Raw genomic sequence first — 17825 nt, 5'->3', positions numbered from 1 at the left:
GTACTGCGGGGGTTGGGGGTACTGCGCGGGGTGCGCGGGGTGGGGGTATGGGGGCTGTGCTTGTTGCGGCGGGATGGGCGCCTGGGGCTGCGAGGGGTACGCGGGTGGGGGCGCCGCGGCGGTGGGGTACGTCGGCGGCGGGGTGCCGGGGTACTGCGGGGCGGCGGCCGGTGGGGTGCCGGGGTACTGCGGGGCCGCGGCCGGCGGGGTGCCGGGGTACTGCGGGGCGGCGGCCGGCGGGGGCTGCGGCGGCTCGGGGTACGCGGGCGCGGTCGGCGCGGCGGAGTCGGGGTGCGGGGGCGGGGAGCCCGGGTAGGGCGGTTCCTGTGGCTGCGACATGGTGGTCCTTCGAGATCCTTCGCGGTGTGGGGACGTCAGCCGACGAGCAGGGACGCGGGGAGCAGGACCGCGCCCGCCGAGAACGCGAGCACACCGGTGCGTATCCACTGGTGCTTACGAGCGGCGATGCGGCTGTTCTCGGTCAGCGCCGCGATGAGCGGGGCGGCGCCGGCGCGCTCGGTCTCGGCGAGCGCCTCCGCCAGCAGGCCCCGCTGTGCGGCCTGCTGGATGTCACCGAAGTACGAAAGGGGCTGTCCCGGCTCCCAGTCGGCCCCGCCGTACCGCGGCACGATGGCCATGAGCAGGGCCAGGAGGGCCAGGGCGAGTGCGGCCGTGCCGGCCCACCAGACCAGCGCCCCCGGTGCGGACAGCGTGCTGGGGTTCCAGCCGCGCCCGGCGAGCAGGCCGCTGACCACACCGGCGGTCATGCCCAGGGCGGCGACCAGCACGGACGCCTTGTGGTCGGCCCGGGCGATCTCCGAGCGCAGATCGGCGAGCAGCCGGGCGGCGGCCTCCGGGGCGGTGCCGGTCATGGGGCACCGGCTTCCCGGACGGGTCCTTCCTCGTCCGCCGGACCGGCGGGGGTGGCGGGCGCCGGGGGGTTGCCCGGGGCTGCCGCGACCGGCGGGGCCGATGGGGCCGACGGGGCCGACGGGGCCGGCATCGTCGGAGCGCTGCCGTAGCCGGGCGGCGGCTGCCAGCCGTTGAAGGTGCCCGGTGCGGGCGGTGGCTGGGTGGGGAACGGCGTGGCGGCCGGGGCCGGCCCACCGGGGAACGGTGGGGCGCTCATCGGGGGCGCCGCCGGGTGGGCCGGGGGCGCGGGGTGGGCCGTCGGGGCCTGGTGAGGCGCGGATGCCACCGGGTGGGCCGACGGTGCGGGGTGGGCCTGGGGCGTCGGCTGGGCCGGCGGGGGCTGGTGGGGGAGGGGCGCCGCCGGGTGGGCAGGCGGTGGTTCCGGAGGTACCGCATGGGCCGGCGGCCCCGGGGGTGCCGCATGGGTCGGGGGCGCCGCCGTGGGCGGTTCGGGTGACGGGTACGCCGGGCCGGGCGGGAGCGGTGGGGCGGCGTCCTGGGCGACGCCCGGGAGGCGCTGGTTCAGGATGTCGCTGACCGCCCGCAGCGCGAGCTGCTTGGGGCCCTCCAGTTCGTAGTTCTCCGCGCCGTCGCTGCCCAGCAACTGGCCCACCAGGTTCATCTGGGCCTGGATGAGCCGCAGTTGGTCCTCGCGCATGCTCTCCATGACCAGCCGGGAGTCCTCCGGGTGCTGCGCCAGGTGCAGGGCCCAGGCGTGGACGCCGCCCTGCTGGAGGTGCCACTGGTAGAACGCGATCTTCTGCGCCTCGATCTGCTGCATCTCGACCGCCTGCCGCGCCTCCAGCACGGCCCGCTCGTGGTGCCACGCCTGCTGCTGGAGCACCAGCTCCTGCTGCTGCTGTCCGTACTCAAGGGCGCGGCCCACCTGGAGGGCGTCCTGCTGCCTGCTGCGGCGGTCCAGGGCGACGTCGTACTCCATGCCCCGCCGCTCGGTGTGGATCTGCTCCGTCGCCGCGTGGTCGATGGCCTGGAGCCGCAACTGGTGGTCGATGTTCTCCTGGTCGCGCCGCAGCCGCACCGTCCAGGTCGCCGTCAGCCCGGCCGAGGCGCCCAGCGGGCCCAGCGCGGTCACGGCCTCCAGCAGCTCCCGCTCGGCGGCGGCGCTCTCGGCGATGGGGAACCGGCGGGCCACCGGCCGGGCCGCCTGCTCCAGCTCGCCGAGCAGCAGCCGGGGCACGTCCCGGTGGCCGCTCTCCACGAACCGCGCCGGGTCGGCGACCTGCCAGGACACCTCGGCCACGACCCCGAACTCGAAGGCGTCGTTGTCGCTGGGCAGCCTGATCTCCGCCCGCACCGGGTGGACGCCCATGTCGACCTCGTACACCGCGGTGTACCGCTTGGCCGCCGCCTCCGAGCGCGACGGCCGGCGCGGCGGCAGGTAGGCGTCGTACGAGCCCTTGGGCGTGGCGAAGACGAGGGCGTGGTCGATGCGGGTCAGCGACTTGCGGGCGAAGTCGAACCGGGAGAGCTGCCGCACGGTGAGCACCGGGTCGGACAACTGGGTGTGCCGGTCGGCGTCCTGCACCCACTCGAACGGTCGGCGGAAGTCGGGCATGGGGACGTTACTCCTCGCGGTGTGTCAGTGGGGCGGGCGCGGCAGGACGGTGAGCAGGCGGTCCGCGACGGGCGGCGGGGGAGCCCCGTCCTCGCCGGGCTTGGTCCGCAGCAGGTGGTCCAGCCGCTGGTGTTCGGAGGTCGTGGTGACCAGCGCGGGCAGCAGCGCCGCGAGCTCCCACTCGACGGTCCGGTCGCGCTCGGCCGCCAGGACCCAGTGGTGCAGTACGTCGCGCGCGTCGTCGGTGTGGGCGCGGTCGCCGAGGGCGGTGCGCCAGAGGGTGGCGATGTGGTGGGCGGCCGGGTGGTGGCCGGTGGCGGCCCGCGCGTACCAGTGCAGGACCAGGGGCCGGCCGTACCGCTCGTCGTCCTCGGTGTGGCGGCAGGCCCTGACGAAGCCCCGGACGGCGAGCTCCAGGACGGCCCGGTCGTCGTACATGGTGCGGATCAGCTCCGACAGGACCCGGTCACCGGCGGGGGAGAGCAGCAGCAGCTCCACCGACTCGGCGAGCTCGGCCGTCAGCGGCTCGTCGGGGTCCTCCCGGCCGTACTGGTGCCGGGCAGCCGCCCGCAGTGCGGCCAGGGCCTCAGCGGGCCGCCCCGGGCCGATCAGGCCGTGCGTGCGGATGGCCACCCAGCGCAGCCGCCGGTCCTCGCTCTCGCACCAGGCGTCGAGGATGCGCGGCACGTTCGGCGTACCGAGCAGATGCGCGAGGGTGAGCGCGTTGACGGCGACCAGGCGGTGCCGGAAGCGTCCGGAGGTCGCCCAGGCCTCGATGACCAGGGCCATCGCGGAGGGCAGGTCGGTGTACGCCAGCACGGCGGCCGTGGCGGCCGCGCGCGTACGCACCAGGGGGCGGCCGTCGCCCGCGAGCCGCTGCAGCCAGGCGATCAGGGCGGGCCGGGCGGACGGGTGGCCCGTCCACACCTCGCGCAGCAGCACCCGCGCGGCGCGGTCGTCCTCGTACCGTGCCTTGAGCTGCTCGACCGGGCCCCACTCGGTCTGCTCCACGTCCGGGTACAGCTCCGCCCGGGCGAGCTGGAGGCGCTTGCCGATGTGCGTGCCGAAGACCGGGACCCCGGCGGGCCGTGAGGGGTCGTCGGTCTTCTGGAGGAAGGCGTACAGCAGGTCGCTCAGCTCGGCCGTCAGCGCGTACGGACTTCCGTCGAAGGCGGCCAGCGCGACCAGGAACGCCTTGTCGCGCAGGTGCAGGGCCTCCTCGTCCTGCTCGAACCACTCCTGGACCTGGCCTTCCAGCGCGTCCAGCGAGAACCGCTCGATCCGCCGCTCCTCCACCTCCCCGGCCGCGTACCGCGCGAGCACTGCCGCGTACCGGGCGGCCTCCCGGAGCTGGTGGCGGCGGCCGAGGAAGTCACCCACGGCGGGCAGGGCCAGCAGCTTGCGTACGGTCGCCTCGTCACCGTCCGTCTCCGCACGCAGGTGCGCCTCCAGCACGGCGGCCGGGGCGGGCGGCCGCCAGGCGGCGGGCGCGACGTCCTCCAGGGCGGCCGTGGGCCCCACGGTGACCACCAGGTACGCGTCCTTCTCCGCCAGCCGGTCCCGGGCGGCCAGCAGGTGCGCCTCCCGCAGCGGCCGGTCGCGCCGGGTGAGCGGGTCGCACAGCAGGTGGCCGCCCGCCTCGACCCGCCCGGCGAGCTCACCGGGGCCGGTGGCACGGTCCAGGACGCGCACCGGCACGGCGCCCACGCGGTGCAGCAGCATCAGGGCGGCGGTGCGGCGGCCGGTGAACCGGGCGCCCGAGAGCACCAGCACCCGTTCGGCGCGCAGCCGCTCGGCCAGCGCGTCGAAGGCGCCGTCCGCGCCGGTGACGAACCGGGCGGCGAGCCGTTCCAGCGTCGGGGCCGGCACCTCGCCGGAGGAGTGGGCCGCCGCCCCGCCGCCGAACTGGTAGACGATCTCGGTCTTGCTGCCCAGGTGGACGCTGCCGGTGAAGTGGCCGCCGCTGATGCCGTGGTGGTCCGCCCCGACCACACCGCCGGCGACGCTCCAGGGGCTGTGGTTCTCCAGGTCGCGCCGCGCCGACCAGGCGTTCTGCCGCTGGTCCTGCTCCTCGGGCGGGGTTTCCCCGGTGCCCTCCCCGGCCCCGTCGGCAGCGGGGGCCGGGCCGGCCGGCTTCTCCGGCTCGGGTGCCGCCGGGCCCGCCCCCGGGTCCTGGGCGCTCACGTGTCACCGCCGATGCGCACGTCGCCGTTGAAGGTGCCGCCGCTGATGCCGTGGTGGCTGCCTCCGACGAACCCGCCGTCGATGCGGACGTCCGCGCCCCGGAAGTCGTACGCGGGCCCCGGCGCCGGGCGGTCCCCCGATCCGCCCGGCACCGGAGCCGTCCCGGGGTGGCCGTCCCGTCCCGGTGCCGCGGCGCGGCCGGCGTCGCCGGCCTGTCCCGGCACCGGGCCGTGCAGCCAGGCCCGCAGGGGGCCGTTCTTGCTGGTCACCGTGATGGGGTGGAAGTCCTCGGCCGGGATGCCCGGGTGCCCGTGCCGCACGATCCCGGCGTGCACGCCCTCCGAGACGCACAGCGCGAAGTCGTTCGCGCGCTCCCGCAGGGCCGCGCGCAGCAGCTCGGCGTCCAGCAGGCGGCAGGCGTGGTTCAGGTCCGAGCCGACCCAGCCGTCGAGCGCGTCGACCGCCACGTACCCCGTGGCGAGGACCGCGCGCAGCCGGATCTGGGCGGAGCTGGACGCCATCCGGTTCACGGCGCGGAGCTGGACCGGCACCTCGGTGAGCAGGGCGCGCAGCAGCGCCGTGACGGAGGCGTTGGCGTCGATCAGCTCCATCACGGAGTCGCCGCGGTCGGCGCGCAGCCGGAGGGTTTCGTCGATGCCCGCGCTCTCCAGCGCGCTGTCGCTGATGCCGTAGAGCATCCGGCGCAGGTACGCCTGCTCGACGTCGTCCCGGTCGCTGTACTTCTCGATGTCGAGCAGGAGGATCGTCCGGCTCACGGGGTCGGTCATGGTCGCCTTTCCGCTGGGAGGGGAGCAGCAGCAGAGTGGCGAACGGGGCGGGGGTGCGGTGAGGAACGATGACCCACTCGAAGTGTGACCGTGTGCACAGAGTCAGTCGTCGGGGCGCTCGGCGCGGGCGATGCGCCGCAGCACGTCGGGGCGGGTGATCAGCAGGGTGCGGCGCCCGGTCGACACCGCCTGCCGGGTCCGCAGCTCCTTCAGCAGCCGCTGCACCATCTCCCGCGACGCCCCCACCGACCCGGCCAGCTCCTGCTTGCTCAGCGGGACGGCGACCTCGATGCCGTCCTCGGTGCGCCGGCCGTGCATCCGCGCCAGGTCCAGCAGCAGCGCCGCGAACCGCTCGCGCACGCTCATCGACGCGAACTGGAGCCGTCGGCGGTCGGCGGCGCGCGTGCGGTCGGAGGTGAGCCCGAGCAGGGCGAAGGAGACGGCGGGGGAGCGGCCCAGGAAGCCGGTGAACCGCTCGTGCTCCACCGCGACCGCCCGGACGGGCTCCAGCGCGGTCACCGTCGCCGAGCGGGGGCGGCCGGTCAGCGCGGCGGACTCCCCGACGATGTCGCCCGGCCCGCGCAGGGCGAGGAGGGCCTCGTACCCGTTGGCGGCGGAGGCGGTGACCTTGGTCCAGCCGTGCAGCAGGAACAGGACGTGGGACGAGGGCTCGTGCTGGTGCAGCAGGACCATGCGGGGGGCGAAGCGGAGCTCGCGCCCGAGCGCCAGCAGGGCCTGCCGGTCCTCCTTCTCCAGCCGTGCCAGGAACGGCACCCGGTCGTCCAGGCCGCCGCCCCCGGTGCCGAGGCCCGTGCCGGGGCCCGCGTCCTGGGGCGCGTCGTGGGTCCGGCCGCCGCCTCCGCCGGATAAGTTCGCCGCCGTCATGGGTCCCCCGATTCGTCGAGCGGACCGATCAACGTACTGAACGCACGGCTCCGCGGGGGGCCGAATGGCCGGATCGAGCCACGAACGGCCGTATCCGTGATGATCGAATCCGGCGTGTCGGTGCCGTTCGCATTTGTTTTGACCGAAGTCCGTGCGGTAGGTACGCTCAGACCTTGTGCCTGGGGTGTGCCTGGGCTCCTGTGCGTGTCCTCAACCGCACGGCGAGTCGAGCATCGGCCACCGCAATCTGCGCTCGTTTTCCGCCTCACGGCGGGAGATCGCAGTATTCGACACACCCGACCGCGTGGGTCGGCGACGTTCCAGGTTAGCTTTACTACACGGCACACAGAAACCGGAGAAGTAGTGCCTACGATCCAGCAGCTGGTCCGTAAGGGCCGGCAGGACAAGGTCGAGAAGAACAAGACGCCCGCACTCGAGGGTTCCCCTCAGCGCCGCGGCGTCTGCACGCGTGTGTTCACGACCACCCCGAAGAAGCCGAACTCGGCCCTCCGCAAGGTCGCGCGTGTGCGTCTGACCAGCGGGATCGAGGTCACGGCTTACATCCCGGGTGAGGGACACAACCTGCAGGAGCACTCCATCGTGCTCGTGCGTGGTGGCCGTGTGAAGGACCTGCCGGGTGTTCGTTACAAGATCATCCGCGGCTCGCTCGACACCCAGGGTGTCAAGAACCGCAAGCAGGCCCGCAGCCGCTACGGCGCCAAGAAGGAGAAGTAAGAATGCCTCGTAAGGGCCCCGCCCCGAAGCGCCCGGTCATCATCGACCCGGTCTACGGTTCTCCTCTGGTGACCTCGCTCATCAACAAGATCCTGCTGAACGGCAAGCGCTCCACCGCCGAGCGGATCGTCTACGGCGCCATGGAAGGCCTCCGCGAGAAGACCGGCAACGACCCGGTCATCACGCTGAAGCGCGCCCTCGAGAACGTCAAGCCGTCTCTCGAGGTCAAGTCCCGCCGCGTCGGTGGCGCCACCTACCAGGTGCCGATCGAGGTCAAGCCCGGTCGCGCCTCCACGCTCGCGCTCCGCTGGCTCGTGGGTTACTCCCGCGCCCGTCGCGAGAAGACCATGACCGAGCGCCTCATGAACGAGCTCCTGGACGCCTCCAACGGCCTCGGTGCTTCGGTCAAGAAGCGTGAGGACACGCACAAGATGGCCGAGTCCAACAAGGCCTTCGCGCACTACCGCTGGTAGTCGCACCCACATCGAGACCGAGAGAAGACTGAAGCCTTATGGCTACCACTTCGCTTGACCTGGCCAAGGTCCGCAACATCGGGATCATGGCCCACATCGACGCGGGCAAGACGACCACCACCGAGCGGATCCTGTTCTACACCGGTGTCTCGTACAAGATCGGTGAAGTCCACGACGGCGCTGCCACGATGGACTGGATGGAGCAGGAGCAGGAGCGCGGCATCACGATCACGTCTGCCGCGACGACCTGCCACTGGCCGCTGGAAGACGTTGACCACACCATCAACATCATCGACACCCCGGGCCACGTCGACTTCACCGTCGAGGTGGAGCGTTCGCTCCGCGTGCTCGACGGTGCCGTGACGGTGTTCGACGGCGTCGCCGGCGTTGAGCCGCAGTCCGAGACCGTGTGGCGTCAGGCGGACCGCTACGGCGTTCCGCGTATCTGCTTCGTCAACAAGCTCGACCGCACCGGCGCCGAGTTCCACCGCTGTGTCGACATGATCAGCGACCGCCTGGGCGCGCAGCCGATCGTCATGCAGCTCCCGATCGGTGCCGAGGCGGACTTCAAGGGCGTCATCGACCTGGTCCGCATGAAGGCCCTGGTCTGGTCCGCCGAGGCCGCCAAGGGCGAGATGTACGACGTCGTCGACATCCCGGACACCCACACCGAGGCTGCCGAGGAGTACCGCGGCAAGCTGCTCGAGGCCGTGGCCGAGAACGACGAAGAGATCATGGAGCTGTACCTGGAGGGTCAGGAGCCTTCCGAGGAGCAGCTCTACGCCGCGATCCGTCGTATCACCATCGCCTCCGGCAAGGGCAAGGGCACCACGGTCACCCCGGTGTTCTGTGGCACCGCGTTCAAGAACAAGGGCGTCCAGCCCCTGCTCGACGCGGTCGTGCGCTACCTGCCGTCGCCCGTCGACATCGAGGCCATCGAGGGCCAGGACGTCAAGGACGCGGAGACGGTCGTCAAGCGCAAGCCGTCCGACGACGAGCCGCTGTCCGCGCTGGCGTTCAAGATCATGAGCGACCCGCACCTCGGCAAGCTCACCTTCGTCCGGATCTACTCCGGTCGCCTGGAGTCCGGCACCTCGGTGCTGAACTCGGTCAAGGGCAAGAAGGAGCGCATCGGCAAGATCTACCGCATGCACGCGAACAAGCGTGAGGAGATCGAGTCGGTGGGCGCCGGCGACATCATCGCCGTCATGGGTCTGAAGCAGACCACGACCGGTGAGACGCTGTGCGACGAGAAGAACCCGGTGATCCTGGAGTCCATGGACTTCCCGGCGCCGGTCATCGAGGTCGCGATCGAGCCCAAGTCCAAGGGTGACCAGGAGAAGCTGGGTGTCGCCATCCAGCGTCTCGCGGAGGAGGACCCCTCCTTCCAGGTCCACACCAACGAGGAGACCGGCCAGACCGTCATCGGCGGTATGGGCGAGCTTCACCTCGAGGTGCTCGTCGACCGCATGAAGCGCGAGTTCAAGGTCGAGGCCAACGTCGGCAAGCCGCAGGTCGCGTACCGCGAGACGATCCGCAAGGCCGTCGAGCGCGTGGACTACACCCACAAGAAGCAGACCGGTGGTACCGGTCAGTTCGCCAAGGTGCAGATCGCGGTCGAGCCGATCGAGGGCGGCGACGCCTCGTACGAGTTCGTGAACAAGGTCACCGGTGGCCGTATCCCGAAGGAGTACATCCCTTCGGTGGACGCCGGCTGCCAGGAGGCCATGCAGTTCGGCATCCTCGCGGGCTACGAGATGACGGGCGTCCGCGTCACGCTTCTCGACGGTGCCTACCACGAGGTCGACTCCTCCGAGCTCGCCTTCAAGATCGCCGGTTCGCAGGCCTTCAAGGAGGCCGCGCGCAAGGCGTCCCCGGTGCTCCTCGAGCCGATGATGGCCGTCGAGGTCACCACGCCCGAGGACTACATGGGCGACGTCATCGGTGACATCAACTCCCGCCGTGGCCAGATCCAGGCCATGGAGGAGCGGGCTGGCGCCCGGGTCGTCAAGGGCCTGGTGCCGCTCTCGGAGATGTTCGGCTACGTCGGCGACCTCCGCAGCAAGACCTCGGGTCGCGCAAGCTACTCGATGCAGTTCGACTCCTACGCCGAGGTTCCGCGGAACGTCGCCGAGGAGATCATCGCGAAGGCCAAGGGCGAGTAACTCTCCCGGTTTCACGCTTTAGGCTTGACACCATCCGCCGGGGCTTCTGCCCCGCAACCCGAGGCAGGTGCCCCGGCGGGTGGCCACCCAGCAAAGATCACCTGGCGCCGATGAGTAAGGCGTACCAGAACCACTCTCAGGAGGACCCCAGTGGCGAAGGCGAAGTTCGAGCGGACTAAGCCGCACGTCAACATCGGCACCATCGGTCACATTGACCACGGTAAGACGACCCTCACGGCCGCCATTACCAAGGTGCTGCACGACGCGTTCCCGGACCTGAACGAGGCCTCGGCGTTCGACCAGATCGACAAGGCTCCTGAGGAGCGCCAGCGCGGTATCACCATCTCCATCGCGCACGTCGAGTACCAGACCGAGTCGCGTCACTACGCCCACGTCGACTGCCCCGGTCACGCGGACTACATCAAGAACATGATCACCGGTGCTGCCCAGATGGACGGCGCCATCCTCGTGGTCGCCGCCACCGACGGCCCGATGCCGCAGACCAAGGAGCACGTGCTCCTGGCCCGCCAGGTCGGCGTTCCGTACATCGTCGTCGCCCTGAACAAGGCCGACATGGTGGACGACGAGGAGATCCTGGAGCTCGTCGAGCTCGAGGTTCGTGAGCTGCTCACCGAGTACGAGTTCCCGGGCGACGACGTTCCGGTCGTCAAGGTCTCGGCGCTCAAGGCGCTCGAGGGCGACAAGGAGTGGGGCCAGTCGGTCCTGAACCTGATGGCCGCCGTCGACGAGTCCATCCCGCAGCCCGAGCGTGACGTCGACAAGCCGTTCCTGATGCCGATCGAGGACGTCTTCACGATCACCGGTCGCGGTACGGTCGTCACCGGCCGTATCGAGCGTGGTGTCCTCAAGGTCAACGAGACCGTCGACATCATCGGCATCAAGACCGAGAAGACCACCACCACGGTCACCGGCATCGAGATGTTCCGCAAGCTGCTCGACGAGGGCCAGGCCGGTGAGAACGTCGGTCTGCTCCTCCGTGGCATCAAGCGCGAGGACGTCGAGCGCGGCCAGTGCATCATCAAGCCGGGCTCGGTCACCCCGCACACCGAGTTCGAGGCGCAGGCCTACATCCTGTCCAAGGACGAGGGTGGCCGCCACACGCCGTTCTTCAACAACTACCGCCCGCAGTTCTACTTCCGTACCACGGACGTGACCGGCGTCGTGACCCTCCCCGAGGGCACCGAGATGGTCATGCCGGGCGACAACACCACCATGTCCGTCCAGCTCATCCAGCCGGTCGCCATGGAGGAGGGCCTGAAGTTCGCCATCCGTGAGGGTGGCCGGACCGTCGGCGCCGGCCAGGTCACCAAGATCACGAAGTAATTCTGGTCTGACCTGGTAGCTCCACACCGAGCTGCAAGAAGGGCCCCGCACCGTGAGGTGCGGGGCCCTTCGCGTGTGTCCGCGTGTGGTGTCGCCAGGCGGGTGTCCCCTCGCGGCCCGCCCCTCGGACGCGGGGGACGCGTCGGGTCAGCCTTCCGTACGCGGCTCGGGAGCCCACGACCACGGGCGGGCGTCCGCGCCCATCCCCAGGGCGAGGGTCCCGCGCTCCCGGCTCACGTGGAGGACTGCCGGCCCCCATGGCACCGCCCCCTGTGTACGCGTGACCTGGCGTCCCTCCGGGGTGCGGACCACGAGGCGGCCGCGCAGGTCCGTGCCGAGGAGGACCGGGCCGGCGGGCGTGGCCGCCGCGGCGACCCGGCCGTAGCCGTCCAGGGGCACCCCGGGCAGCGGGGTGCCGTCGAGACGTACCGCCGTCAGCTCCGCGCGGGCGGGCGCGCGGTACAGGAGCACCGGCCCGGCGTCGGGTGTGGCGGTGACCGCCACCGGGTCGCCCGCCACCGGCAGGGCGGTGCCGGCCCGGAAGGCGACCGGGCCGCCCGGGGCGTCCTGCGCCCAGTGGTGGACGGTGTCGCGGCCCGCCGCGAACAGGTGGACGCGCCCGGTGGCGTCCACTGCGGCCGACAGCCCGTCCTGTACCTCGGCCCCGCCCAGATCCCGCCAGGGCCCCCACGAGCCGTCCGCCTCCCGGACCCGGCCGCTCACGCCCTTGTCCGCGTTGCGCACGAAGAGGTGGACCCGGCCGTCGGGCGCCGCCACCGCCACCGGGACGCCCAGCCGGCGCCCCCGGTCGTCGCCGTGCTCCGGATTGCCCAGCCCGGTCCAGGCGAGGAACGGCCCGCCCGCCTGCCGCTGCTCCAGCAGCACGACCTCGCGCCTGTTCGGCCCGCCGTGCCCGCCGATCGCCGCGAACCGCAGCCCGAACAGCAGGTGCCGGCCGTCCTCGAGGGTGACCCCGCCGAGCCCCGGCGCCAGCGGCCCGCCGCCCAGGTCTCCCGGCTCGCCCCACTGCCCGCTGCCGGGTGCCGTCTCGCGCCAGCGCACCGCGCGCAGGCCCAGCACCCCGTACACGGCGAGCCGCCCGTCCGGCTCGGCGGCCACGAACGGCCCCGGCGACGGGTGGCGGTGGTGGGTGGCCCTCACCCAGCCCTTCTTGTTGGTCAGAGGACGGACCCCGCCCACGTTGTAGTCGCCGCAGCCGCCGCTGTTGCCGCAGTCCCAGGACGGGTCGCCGCCGTAGGGGACGAGGTGCGCGGCCTTCTCCGCAAGGACCGGGCCCGGGAGGTTCTTGGGCCAGTGCCGGTTGTAGTACCCGCGGAAGGACGTGGTCACGAACGCGGGTATCGCGCCGCCGTCCGTCGTCGCGTCGGCCACCCAGCGGACCATGGCGGCCCAGGAGAAGGACGCGACGGCGGTGTGGTCGGCGTGGTCCGAGTAGCCGGGCTGCTCGGAGTCCTTCTTCCGGGTCCGCTCGTCGCTGTGCTGGATGTCCGGGTCGGGGTCCAGCGTGTGGATCACGGTGGGCCGGTAGCGCTCCATGAGCCCGACGAGGACGTCGACGAGCGCGTCGTAGTCGTAGGTGTCGGCCCTGCGTACGGGGGAGTCGTCGGCCACCACGGTCCTCAGCCCGAGCGCGCGGTCCTTCCACAGGCTCGGCAGGGCCATCCAGCGGCGCGGGGCGTGCATGGCGAGGTTGAGGAAGACCAGCTCGACGCGGCGGTTGCCGTGGGTGAGGGTGTTGATCTCGGCGCGGCGGTCGCCCCGGAGGGTCATCACGCCCTTCTGCCAGGGAGTGAACGCGTCCAGTCCCAGCATCGTCGCGTACGCCTGGCGCAGGCCCTGGTGACGCGCGGAGGAGTAGGCGGCCTTGTCGGCGGGGACGTCCCGGCGGCCGGGTATGTGGTTCCTGCCGTCGTGCTCGCCGGCGGTGACGTAGACGGAGACCAGCGGGACGCCCGCGTCGATCATCCGCTGGCTGTCCGGGTTCATGAAGTACAGGTCGTCGTCCGGGTGCGCCGCGATCTGCATGAGCTGGGCCCGCCCCGAGCTGCTGATCGGCATCCCCGGTGCGGGGTCCGCGGTGGGTCCGGTGCGCCTGGGCGCGGGCACCGAACACCCGGCGAGCCCCGCCACCGCCATGGCCGCGGCGGAGGCGAGCACGCCCCGCCGCCGTACCGTCACGCCCGCCCGGAAAACGGCAGGGCGCGGCCCTGCCCCCCGTATGTGGTCCACGTCCCGCTCTCCCCCGCCCGCACAACCGTCCCGCGTACGTCCCCCGCGGTGCCTCGCCCGTACGTCCCCGCGTACGGTCACCGCGCCGCGATCATTCAGACGGGAAACACGCCCCCGGGGTTGCTTGCCCTCAGGTCGCCCGGTGTTCAGCGCCCGGCCACGTCGGTCCCGGCGTGCCGGGCGCGGGCCGTGCGCCGGGGGGTGCGCCGAGCGGGTCCGGCCACGTCGGTCCCGGCGTACCGGTCTCGGGCCGTGCGCCGAGCGGGTCCGGCCACGTCGGCCCGGGCGCGGGCCGTGCGCCGGCGGGTGCGCCGAGCGGGTCCGGCCACGTCGGCCCGGGCGCACCGGGCGCGGGCCGTGCGTCGGCGGGTGCGCCGAGCGGGTTCAGCCGGCGCCGGCGGGCGAGCCACAGGACGGCGGCCGCGTAGAGCAGGAGCATCGGGACGTCGACGGCCATCGCCATCCAGCCCATGTCGGCGGCCGTCTCCTCGGAGGCCAGGCCCCCGGCGATCGCCGCCGCGACACCGAACGCCACCAGGTTGTTCAGGACGTGCAGCGCGACCGCCGCCTCGATTCCCCCCGTCCGTACCGTCAGCCACCCCGCCACCAGCCCGAACACCACCAGGTCGGCGAAGCCCCACGGCGTCCCCCACCCATGGGCCGCCGCGAACAGCAGCGCCTGCGGCACGACGGCCACCCACGCGGACCGGCACCAGGCGCCCACCGCCTGGAGCAGCCAGCCACGGAACGCGTACTCCTCCGCCGCCGCCTGGAACGGCACCAGGGCGCACACCATCGCGAGCCCCGCCAGGAAGGAGGACCACCCCGCCCACTCCACGTCCGCCGTGCCCCCGGCCGCCGTCTCGGGCAGCAGCAGGGACACCGCCATCGACGCGGCGACCAGCGGGAGGGCCGCCGCCAGACACATCCCGAGCCACCGCCACCGCAGCTTCCCGGCCACCGACGACAGGGTCCCCGGCGGGCGCCGCTGCACCCAGTGCGCGGCCAGCAGCAGCACCGGGGTGATCAGGGCTATGGACAGCAGCCCCAGCGCGGTGTCGCCGATGTCGCCCCAGCTCCGCAACTCGTCACCGTCCAGCGGGCGGTCGAGGGCGTACCCCGCCACCTCGGAGCCGATGAGCAGCACCAGCATCGCCACGACGGCACCGCCGACCACCAGGCCCGTCCCCGCCAGAGGCCGCCACCAGCGGTGCCGTCCGGTCGTGTGCGCGAGCCGGTGGTAGGGCAGGGGGACGGGCTGTGCCCACGCGTGCGGAACCGCGCCGGGCCGGCCGGCGGAGAAGATCGTCATGCCCCCAGCATTCCGGCCCGCCGGTGCGCCGGCGTCGGCCCCCGGCACGATCGGCCCCTCCAACCCGGGATAGAGAGCGCACGTCTCCGTATCATCAGCGCCATCATGGAGCTCATACGGAACTGGCTGCTGCCCGTGCTGGTCGCGGCGCAGCAGCTCGCCGTGTGGCCGGGCCATCCGCTGCTGAGCGGCGATCCGGTCGAGGCGCGGCGGCTCGCCGTCGTCCTCGCGGTCACCGTGGCGGTCACCGTGGCCCTGGGCGTACGCCGCCGTTTCCCCGTCGCCGCCGCGCTCGCCACCGAGGCCGCGCTGGTCGCCGGGGCCCTGGCCCCGGACGAGATCTGGGTGCTGTACGTCCTGGCCGACGCGATCGCCCTGTACTCGGTCGCGGTGCGGTGCCCGGGCAGGACCGCCGTCCTGGTCGCCGTCGCCCTGACCGGCTCGGTGGCGCTCCGCTCGGTCGCCGTGTTCGACCTGCGGGCCGACATCGTGGGCGAGACGCTGGTCACCGGTGCGATCCACGCCGCCGTCGTCGGCCTCGGCCACAGCCGGCGCCGCTGGCTCGCCGCCCGCCGCGCCGCCGCCGAGGAGGTCGCGCGGGCCGAGGCCCTGCGGTCCACGGCCGCCGTCACCGAACGGCACCGGCTCGCCCGTGAGCTGCACGACGTCAGCGCCCACCACCTCACCTCCGTGGTGGTCGCCGCGGACGCCGCCCGCCGGCTCGCCGACCGCAGGCCCGAACTGGCCGCCGAAGCCCTCCGGTTGGCCGCCGACAGCGGCCGCGAGACCGTGGCGGCGCTGCACCGGCTGGTGGCGGCGATGCAGGCCCCGGCGGCGGACGAGGGCAGCGGCCTGGAGCGGCGCGTCGCCGAACTCGCCGCCGGCTTCGTCCGCCTGGGGCAGCGCGTGAGCCTGGACATCGCCCCGGCCGCCGCGCCCCTGACGGGCCCGGTGGCCGAGGCGGCCTTCGGCATCGTGCGCGAGGCGCTCACCAACGCGCTGCGGTACGCGCCGGGCGCCGCCGTCGACGTCACCGTCGCGGACCGCGAGGGAACCCTGGACGTCACCGTGCGGGACGACGGCACCGACGGCGTGGGCGGTGCCGGCGGCACCGGGGGCGCGGGCGGCACCCTGGTGGCCGCCCGGCGGCTGGGCTCCGGCCGGGGCACCGCCGGGATGCGGGAACGCGCCGCCGCGCTGGGCGGCACGCTGGAGGCGGGCCCCCGTGCGGACCGGCCGGGCTGGTGCGTACGCGCCCGCCTCCCCCGTACCGCCGCGGCGGCCCGCCGCCAGGGCGCCGCACGGCCGGTGCCGCCCGGGCTGCCGGACGTGGCCCTCGTCCTCGCCGTGGCCGCCGTACCGGTCCTCGCCGTCCTCGCCGAACGCCCCGCCCTGATCGCCCACGCCTGCCTGCCCGCGCTGGCGCACGCGCTCCCGCTGCTGTGGCGCAGGCGCGCGCCCTGGGCGGTGCTCGTGGTGGGGCTGGCCGCCGGCCTGGTCGCCCCCGCCGCCCTGGCGACGGGCGTCCTGCCCGCCGGGGTGGCCTGGGCCCTGGTCGTGGGAGGCGGCGTCACGGAGTGCGTCGCCCTGCACGCGGTGGCGTCCTTCGCCGGGCCCGCACGGGTCACCTTCCCCGCCATCGCGGTCGTCGCGGGTGGCTGGAGCGTCACGGCCGCCGTCATGGCGCTCTTCGACGGGACGGCCGCGGCCGAGGGGGACGGCGGGGCGTTCGTGGTGTTCCTGGCCTACGTCCTCGGGGCGTTGCTCCTGCTCCCGGCGGCCGCGGTGTGGGGCCTGGGCGTCTTCGTACGGGCACGCCGCGAGGAGGCCCTGGGCCGCGACGACGGCGCGCTCGCGGCGGCCGTCCGGGCGGCGGTGATCGAGGCGTACCGGGAGAGGCAGCGCATCGCCGCGGAGCTGCGCGGTCCGGTGCTGGGCCACGCGGGCCGGCTGGTCGCCCGTGCCGAGAAGGGCGACCTCGACGGCGTCGCCGAACAGGCCAGGGCCGGGCTGGCCGCGATGCGCGACCTCCTGGCCGCACTGCGTGAGGAGGTGTCCCCATCACCGTCCGAGTGATGGTCGTCGACGACCAGGCCATGATCCGCGCCGGATTCGTGGCCATCATCGACGCCGAACCCGATCTGGACGTCGTGGCCGAGGCCGACGACGGCGCCCGCGCCGTCGAGCTGGCCGGGCAGGTGGCGCCGGACGTCGTGCTGATGGACATCCGCATGCCCGGCATCGACGGCCTGACCGCCACCCGCCTGCTCACGTCCCGGGGCGGCGCGCCCCGCGTCCTGGTGCTGACGACCTTCGACCAGGACGCCTACGTCCACGAGGCGCTCCGCGCGGGCGCGTCCGGCTTCCTGCTCAAGGACGCCCAGCCGGAGGAACTGCTCGCCGGCATACGGATCGTGGCGGCGGGCGACGCCATGCTCGCCCCCGCCGTCACCCGCCGCCTCATCGACGCCTTCGCGCACACGGCCCCGCCCGCCCCGGACCCCGAGCCCCTGCGGGCGCTGACCCCGCGCGAGCGGGAGGTGCTCGCCCTGGTGGCGGCGGGCCTCACCAACGCGGAGATCGCCGACACGCTGGGCGTGACGACGGGCACGGTGAAGTCCCACGTCAACGCGGTGCTCGGCAAGCTGGGCCTGCGCGACCGGGTCCAGGCCACGATCCTCGCCTACGACACCGGCCTGGCCCGTCCCCGGGCAGCGCCCCCGTCCGTGGAGGGCCATGGGCGCGCCGACCGGCCGCCTAGGGGTGCATCCGGGTGCCCTTGAGCACCTTGTCGACCGCGTTGCGCGGCCCGTACACCGCGAGGCCGACCAGGTCGAGCCGGTCCGTGGGCACGGCGCGCACCGCCGCCCGGTTGTCGTGGTCATTGCCCGTGGCGAAGAGGTCGGAGGTGAACACCGACCGGGGGAGCGAGCGGGACAGGGCGCGTCCGTGGGCGGCGGTCAGCATCTCCTTCGTCCCCTCGAACACCAGGACGGGCTGGCGGAACATCGGCAGGTACGGGGTGCCGTCGGCGTCGGCGTACGGTTCGCCGACGACCTCGGGCAGCTCGGTGCCGAGGCCGCTGACGAGGAACGCGGTCACGTTCAGCCGCTGCCAGGGCTCCAGGTCGTGGCGGAGCAGGACGGCGATCTTGGTGTCGGGACGCACGGGCGTCATCGCGGTGGTCATGCCCCGAGCGTG

General features: G+C 73.4%; 14 protein-coding genes and 1 pseudogene. 6 read left to right on the top strand and 9 right to left on the bottom strand.

Features of this window, described 5'->3' with window-relative positions; all coding sequences use genetic code 11:
- From E2B92_RS30070 to E2B92_RS30045, 6 genes and pseudogenes are all read right to left on the bottom strand, one after another.
- Positions 1-339 (bottom strand): annotated as a pseudogene (locus tag E2B92_RS30070) (hypothetical protein); the annotation flags it as partial.
- A 35-nt stretch (positions 340-374) separates the two neighbouring features.
- A complete protein-coding gene (locus tag E2B92_RS30065) occupies positions 375-872 on the bottom strand; it encodes a Pycsar system effector family protein (RefSeq protein WP_133087768.1) in 498 nt (165 codons plus the stop codon).
- Entirely contained in the window at positions 869-2488 is a 1620-nt protein-coding gene (locus E2B92_RS30060) for a hypothetical protein (RefSeq protein ID WP_200836990.1), read from the bottom strand. Before E2B92_RS30060 ends, E2B92_RS30065 begins: the two co-directional genes overlap by 4 nt.
- 24 nt (positions 2489-2512) lie before the next feature.
- Positions 2513-4672 carry a hypothetical protein gene (locus tag E2B92_RS30055; RefSeq protein ID WP_126887985.1) on the bottom strand — a complete coding sequence of 720 codons (2160 nt, stop codon included), beginning with the start codon at positions 4670-4672 and terminating at the stop codon, positions 2513-2515.
- Positions 4669-5460 (bottom strand): collagen-like protein, encoded by a 792-nt coding sequence (locus E2B92_RS30050; protein ID WP_126887986.1) that lies wholly within the window; start codon positions 5458-5460, stop codon positions 4669-4671. Before E2B92_RS30050 ends, E2B92_RS30055 begins: the two co-directional genes overlap by 4 nt.
- A gap of 102 nt (positions 5461-5562) precedes the next feature.
- Complete coding sequence (locus tag E2B92_RS30045; RefSeq protein WP_126887987.1) at positions 5563-6345, bottom strand: Crp/Fnr family transcriptional regulator; 783 nt, start codon at positions 6343-6345, stop codon at positions 5563-5565.
- Positions 6346-6708: 363 nt separating this feature from the next.
- Between E2B92_RS30045 and rpsL the strand changes: the two genes are divergently transcribed.
- The 4 genes from rpsL to tuf all read left to right on the top strand — a co-directional run bounded on the left by rpsL (position 6709) and on the right by tuf (position 11062).
- A complete protein-coding gene (rpsL, locus tag E2B92_RS30040) occupies positions 6709-7080 on the top strand; it encodes a 30S ribosomal protein S12 (protein WP_003948652.1) in 372 nt (123 codons plus the stop codon).
- A 2-nt stretch (positions 7081-7082) separates the two neighbouring features.
- Positions 7083-7553: a 30S ribosomal protein S7 gene (rpsG, locus tag E2B92_RS30035; RefSeq protein ID WP_031076642.1), complete on the top strand. Its 471-nt coding sequence runs from the start codon at positions 7083-7085 to the stop codon at positions 7551-7553.
- Between the two features lie 38 nt (positions 7554-7591).
- On the top strand, positions 7592-9718 hold the full coding sequence (gene fusA / locus E2B92_RS30030; protein WP_126887988.1) for an elongation factor G: 2127 nt from the start codon (positions 7592-7594) through the stop codon (positions 9716-9718).
- A 150-nt stretch (positions 9719-9868) separates the two neighbouring features.
- On the top strand, positions 9869-11062 hold the full coding sequence (gene tuf / locus E2B92_RS30025; protein WP_064069958.1) for an elongation factor Tu: 1194 nt from the start codon (positions 9869-9871) through the stop codon (positions 11060-11062).
- A 147-nt stretch (positions 11063-11209) separates the two neighbouring features.
- Here the strand turns inward: tuf and E2B92_RS30020 are convergent, their stop codons facing one another.
- Positions 11210-13219 carry a PIG-L family deacetylase gene (locus tag E2B92_RS30020; protein ID WP_126887991.1) on the bottom strand — a complete coding sequence of 670 codons (2010 nt, stop codon included), beginning with the start codon at positions 13217-13219 and terminating at the stop codon, positions 11210-11212.
- A 223-nt stretch (positions 13220-13442) separates the two neighbouring features.
- Entirely contained in the window at positions 13443-14624 is a 1182-nt protein-coding gene (locus E2B92_RS33890) for a type II CAAX endopeptidase family protein (protein WP_126887989.1), read from the bottom strand.
- A gap of 105 nt (positions 14625-14729) precedes the next feature.
- Between E2B92_RS33890 and E2B92_RS30010 the strand changes: the two genes are divergently transcribed.
- The gene (locus E2B92_RS30010; protein WP_126887990.1) at positions 14730-16700 is read left to right on the top strand and encodes an ATP-binding protein; all 1971 of its coding nucleotides are present in this window, start codon (positions 14730-14732) and stop codon (positions 16698-16700) included.
- The gene (locus tag E2B92_RS30005) at positions 16685-17407 is read left to right on the top strand and encodes a response regulator (RefSeq protein WP_133087767.1); all 723 of its coding nucleotides are present in this window, start codon (positions 16685-16687) and stop codon (positions 17405-17407) included. The genes E2B92_RS30010 and E2B92_RS30005 overlap by 16 nt, the downstream gene beginning before the upstream one ends.
- Here E2B92_RS30005 and E2B92_RS30000 read toward each other — a convergent pair.
- A complete protein-coding gene (locus tag E2B92_RS30000) occupies positions 17382-17813 on the bottom strand; it encodes a DUF2000 domain-containing protein (RefSeq protein ID WP_235024046.1) in 432 nt (143 codons plus the stop codon). The two genes, E2B92_RS30005 and E2B92_RS30000, sit on opposite strands and share 26 nt — an antisense overlap.
- Positions 17814-17825: the final 12 nt, after the last annotated feature.

Origin of the sequence: Streptomyces sp. WAC05374, assembly GCF_004353505.1 — a bacterium.
GTDB lineage: Bacteria > Actinomycetota > Actinomycetes > Streptomycetales > Streptomycetaceae > Streptomyces.
Note: the sequence above shows the minus strand (reverse complement) of the source record. Positions and strands in the feature narration are given on the sequence as shown.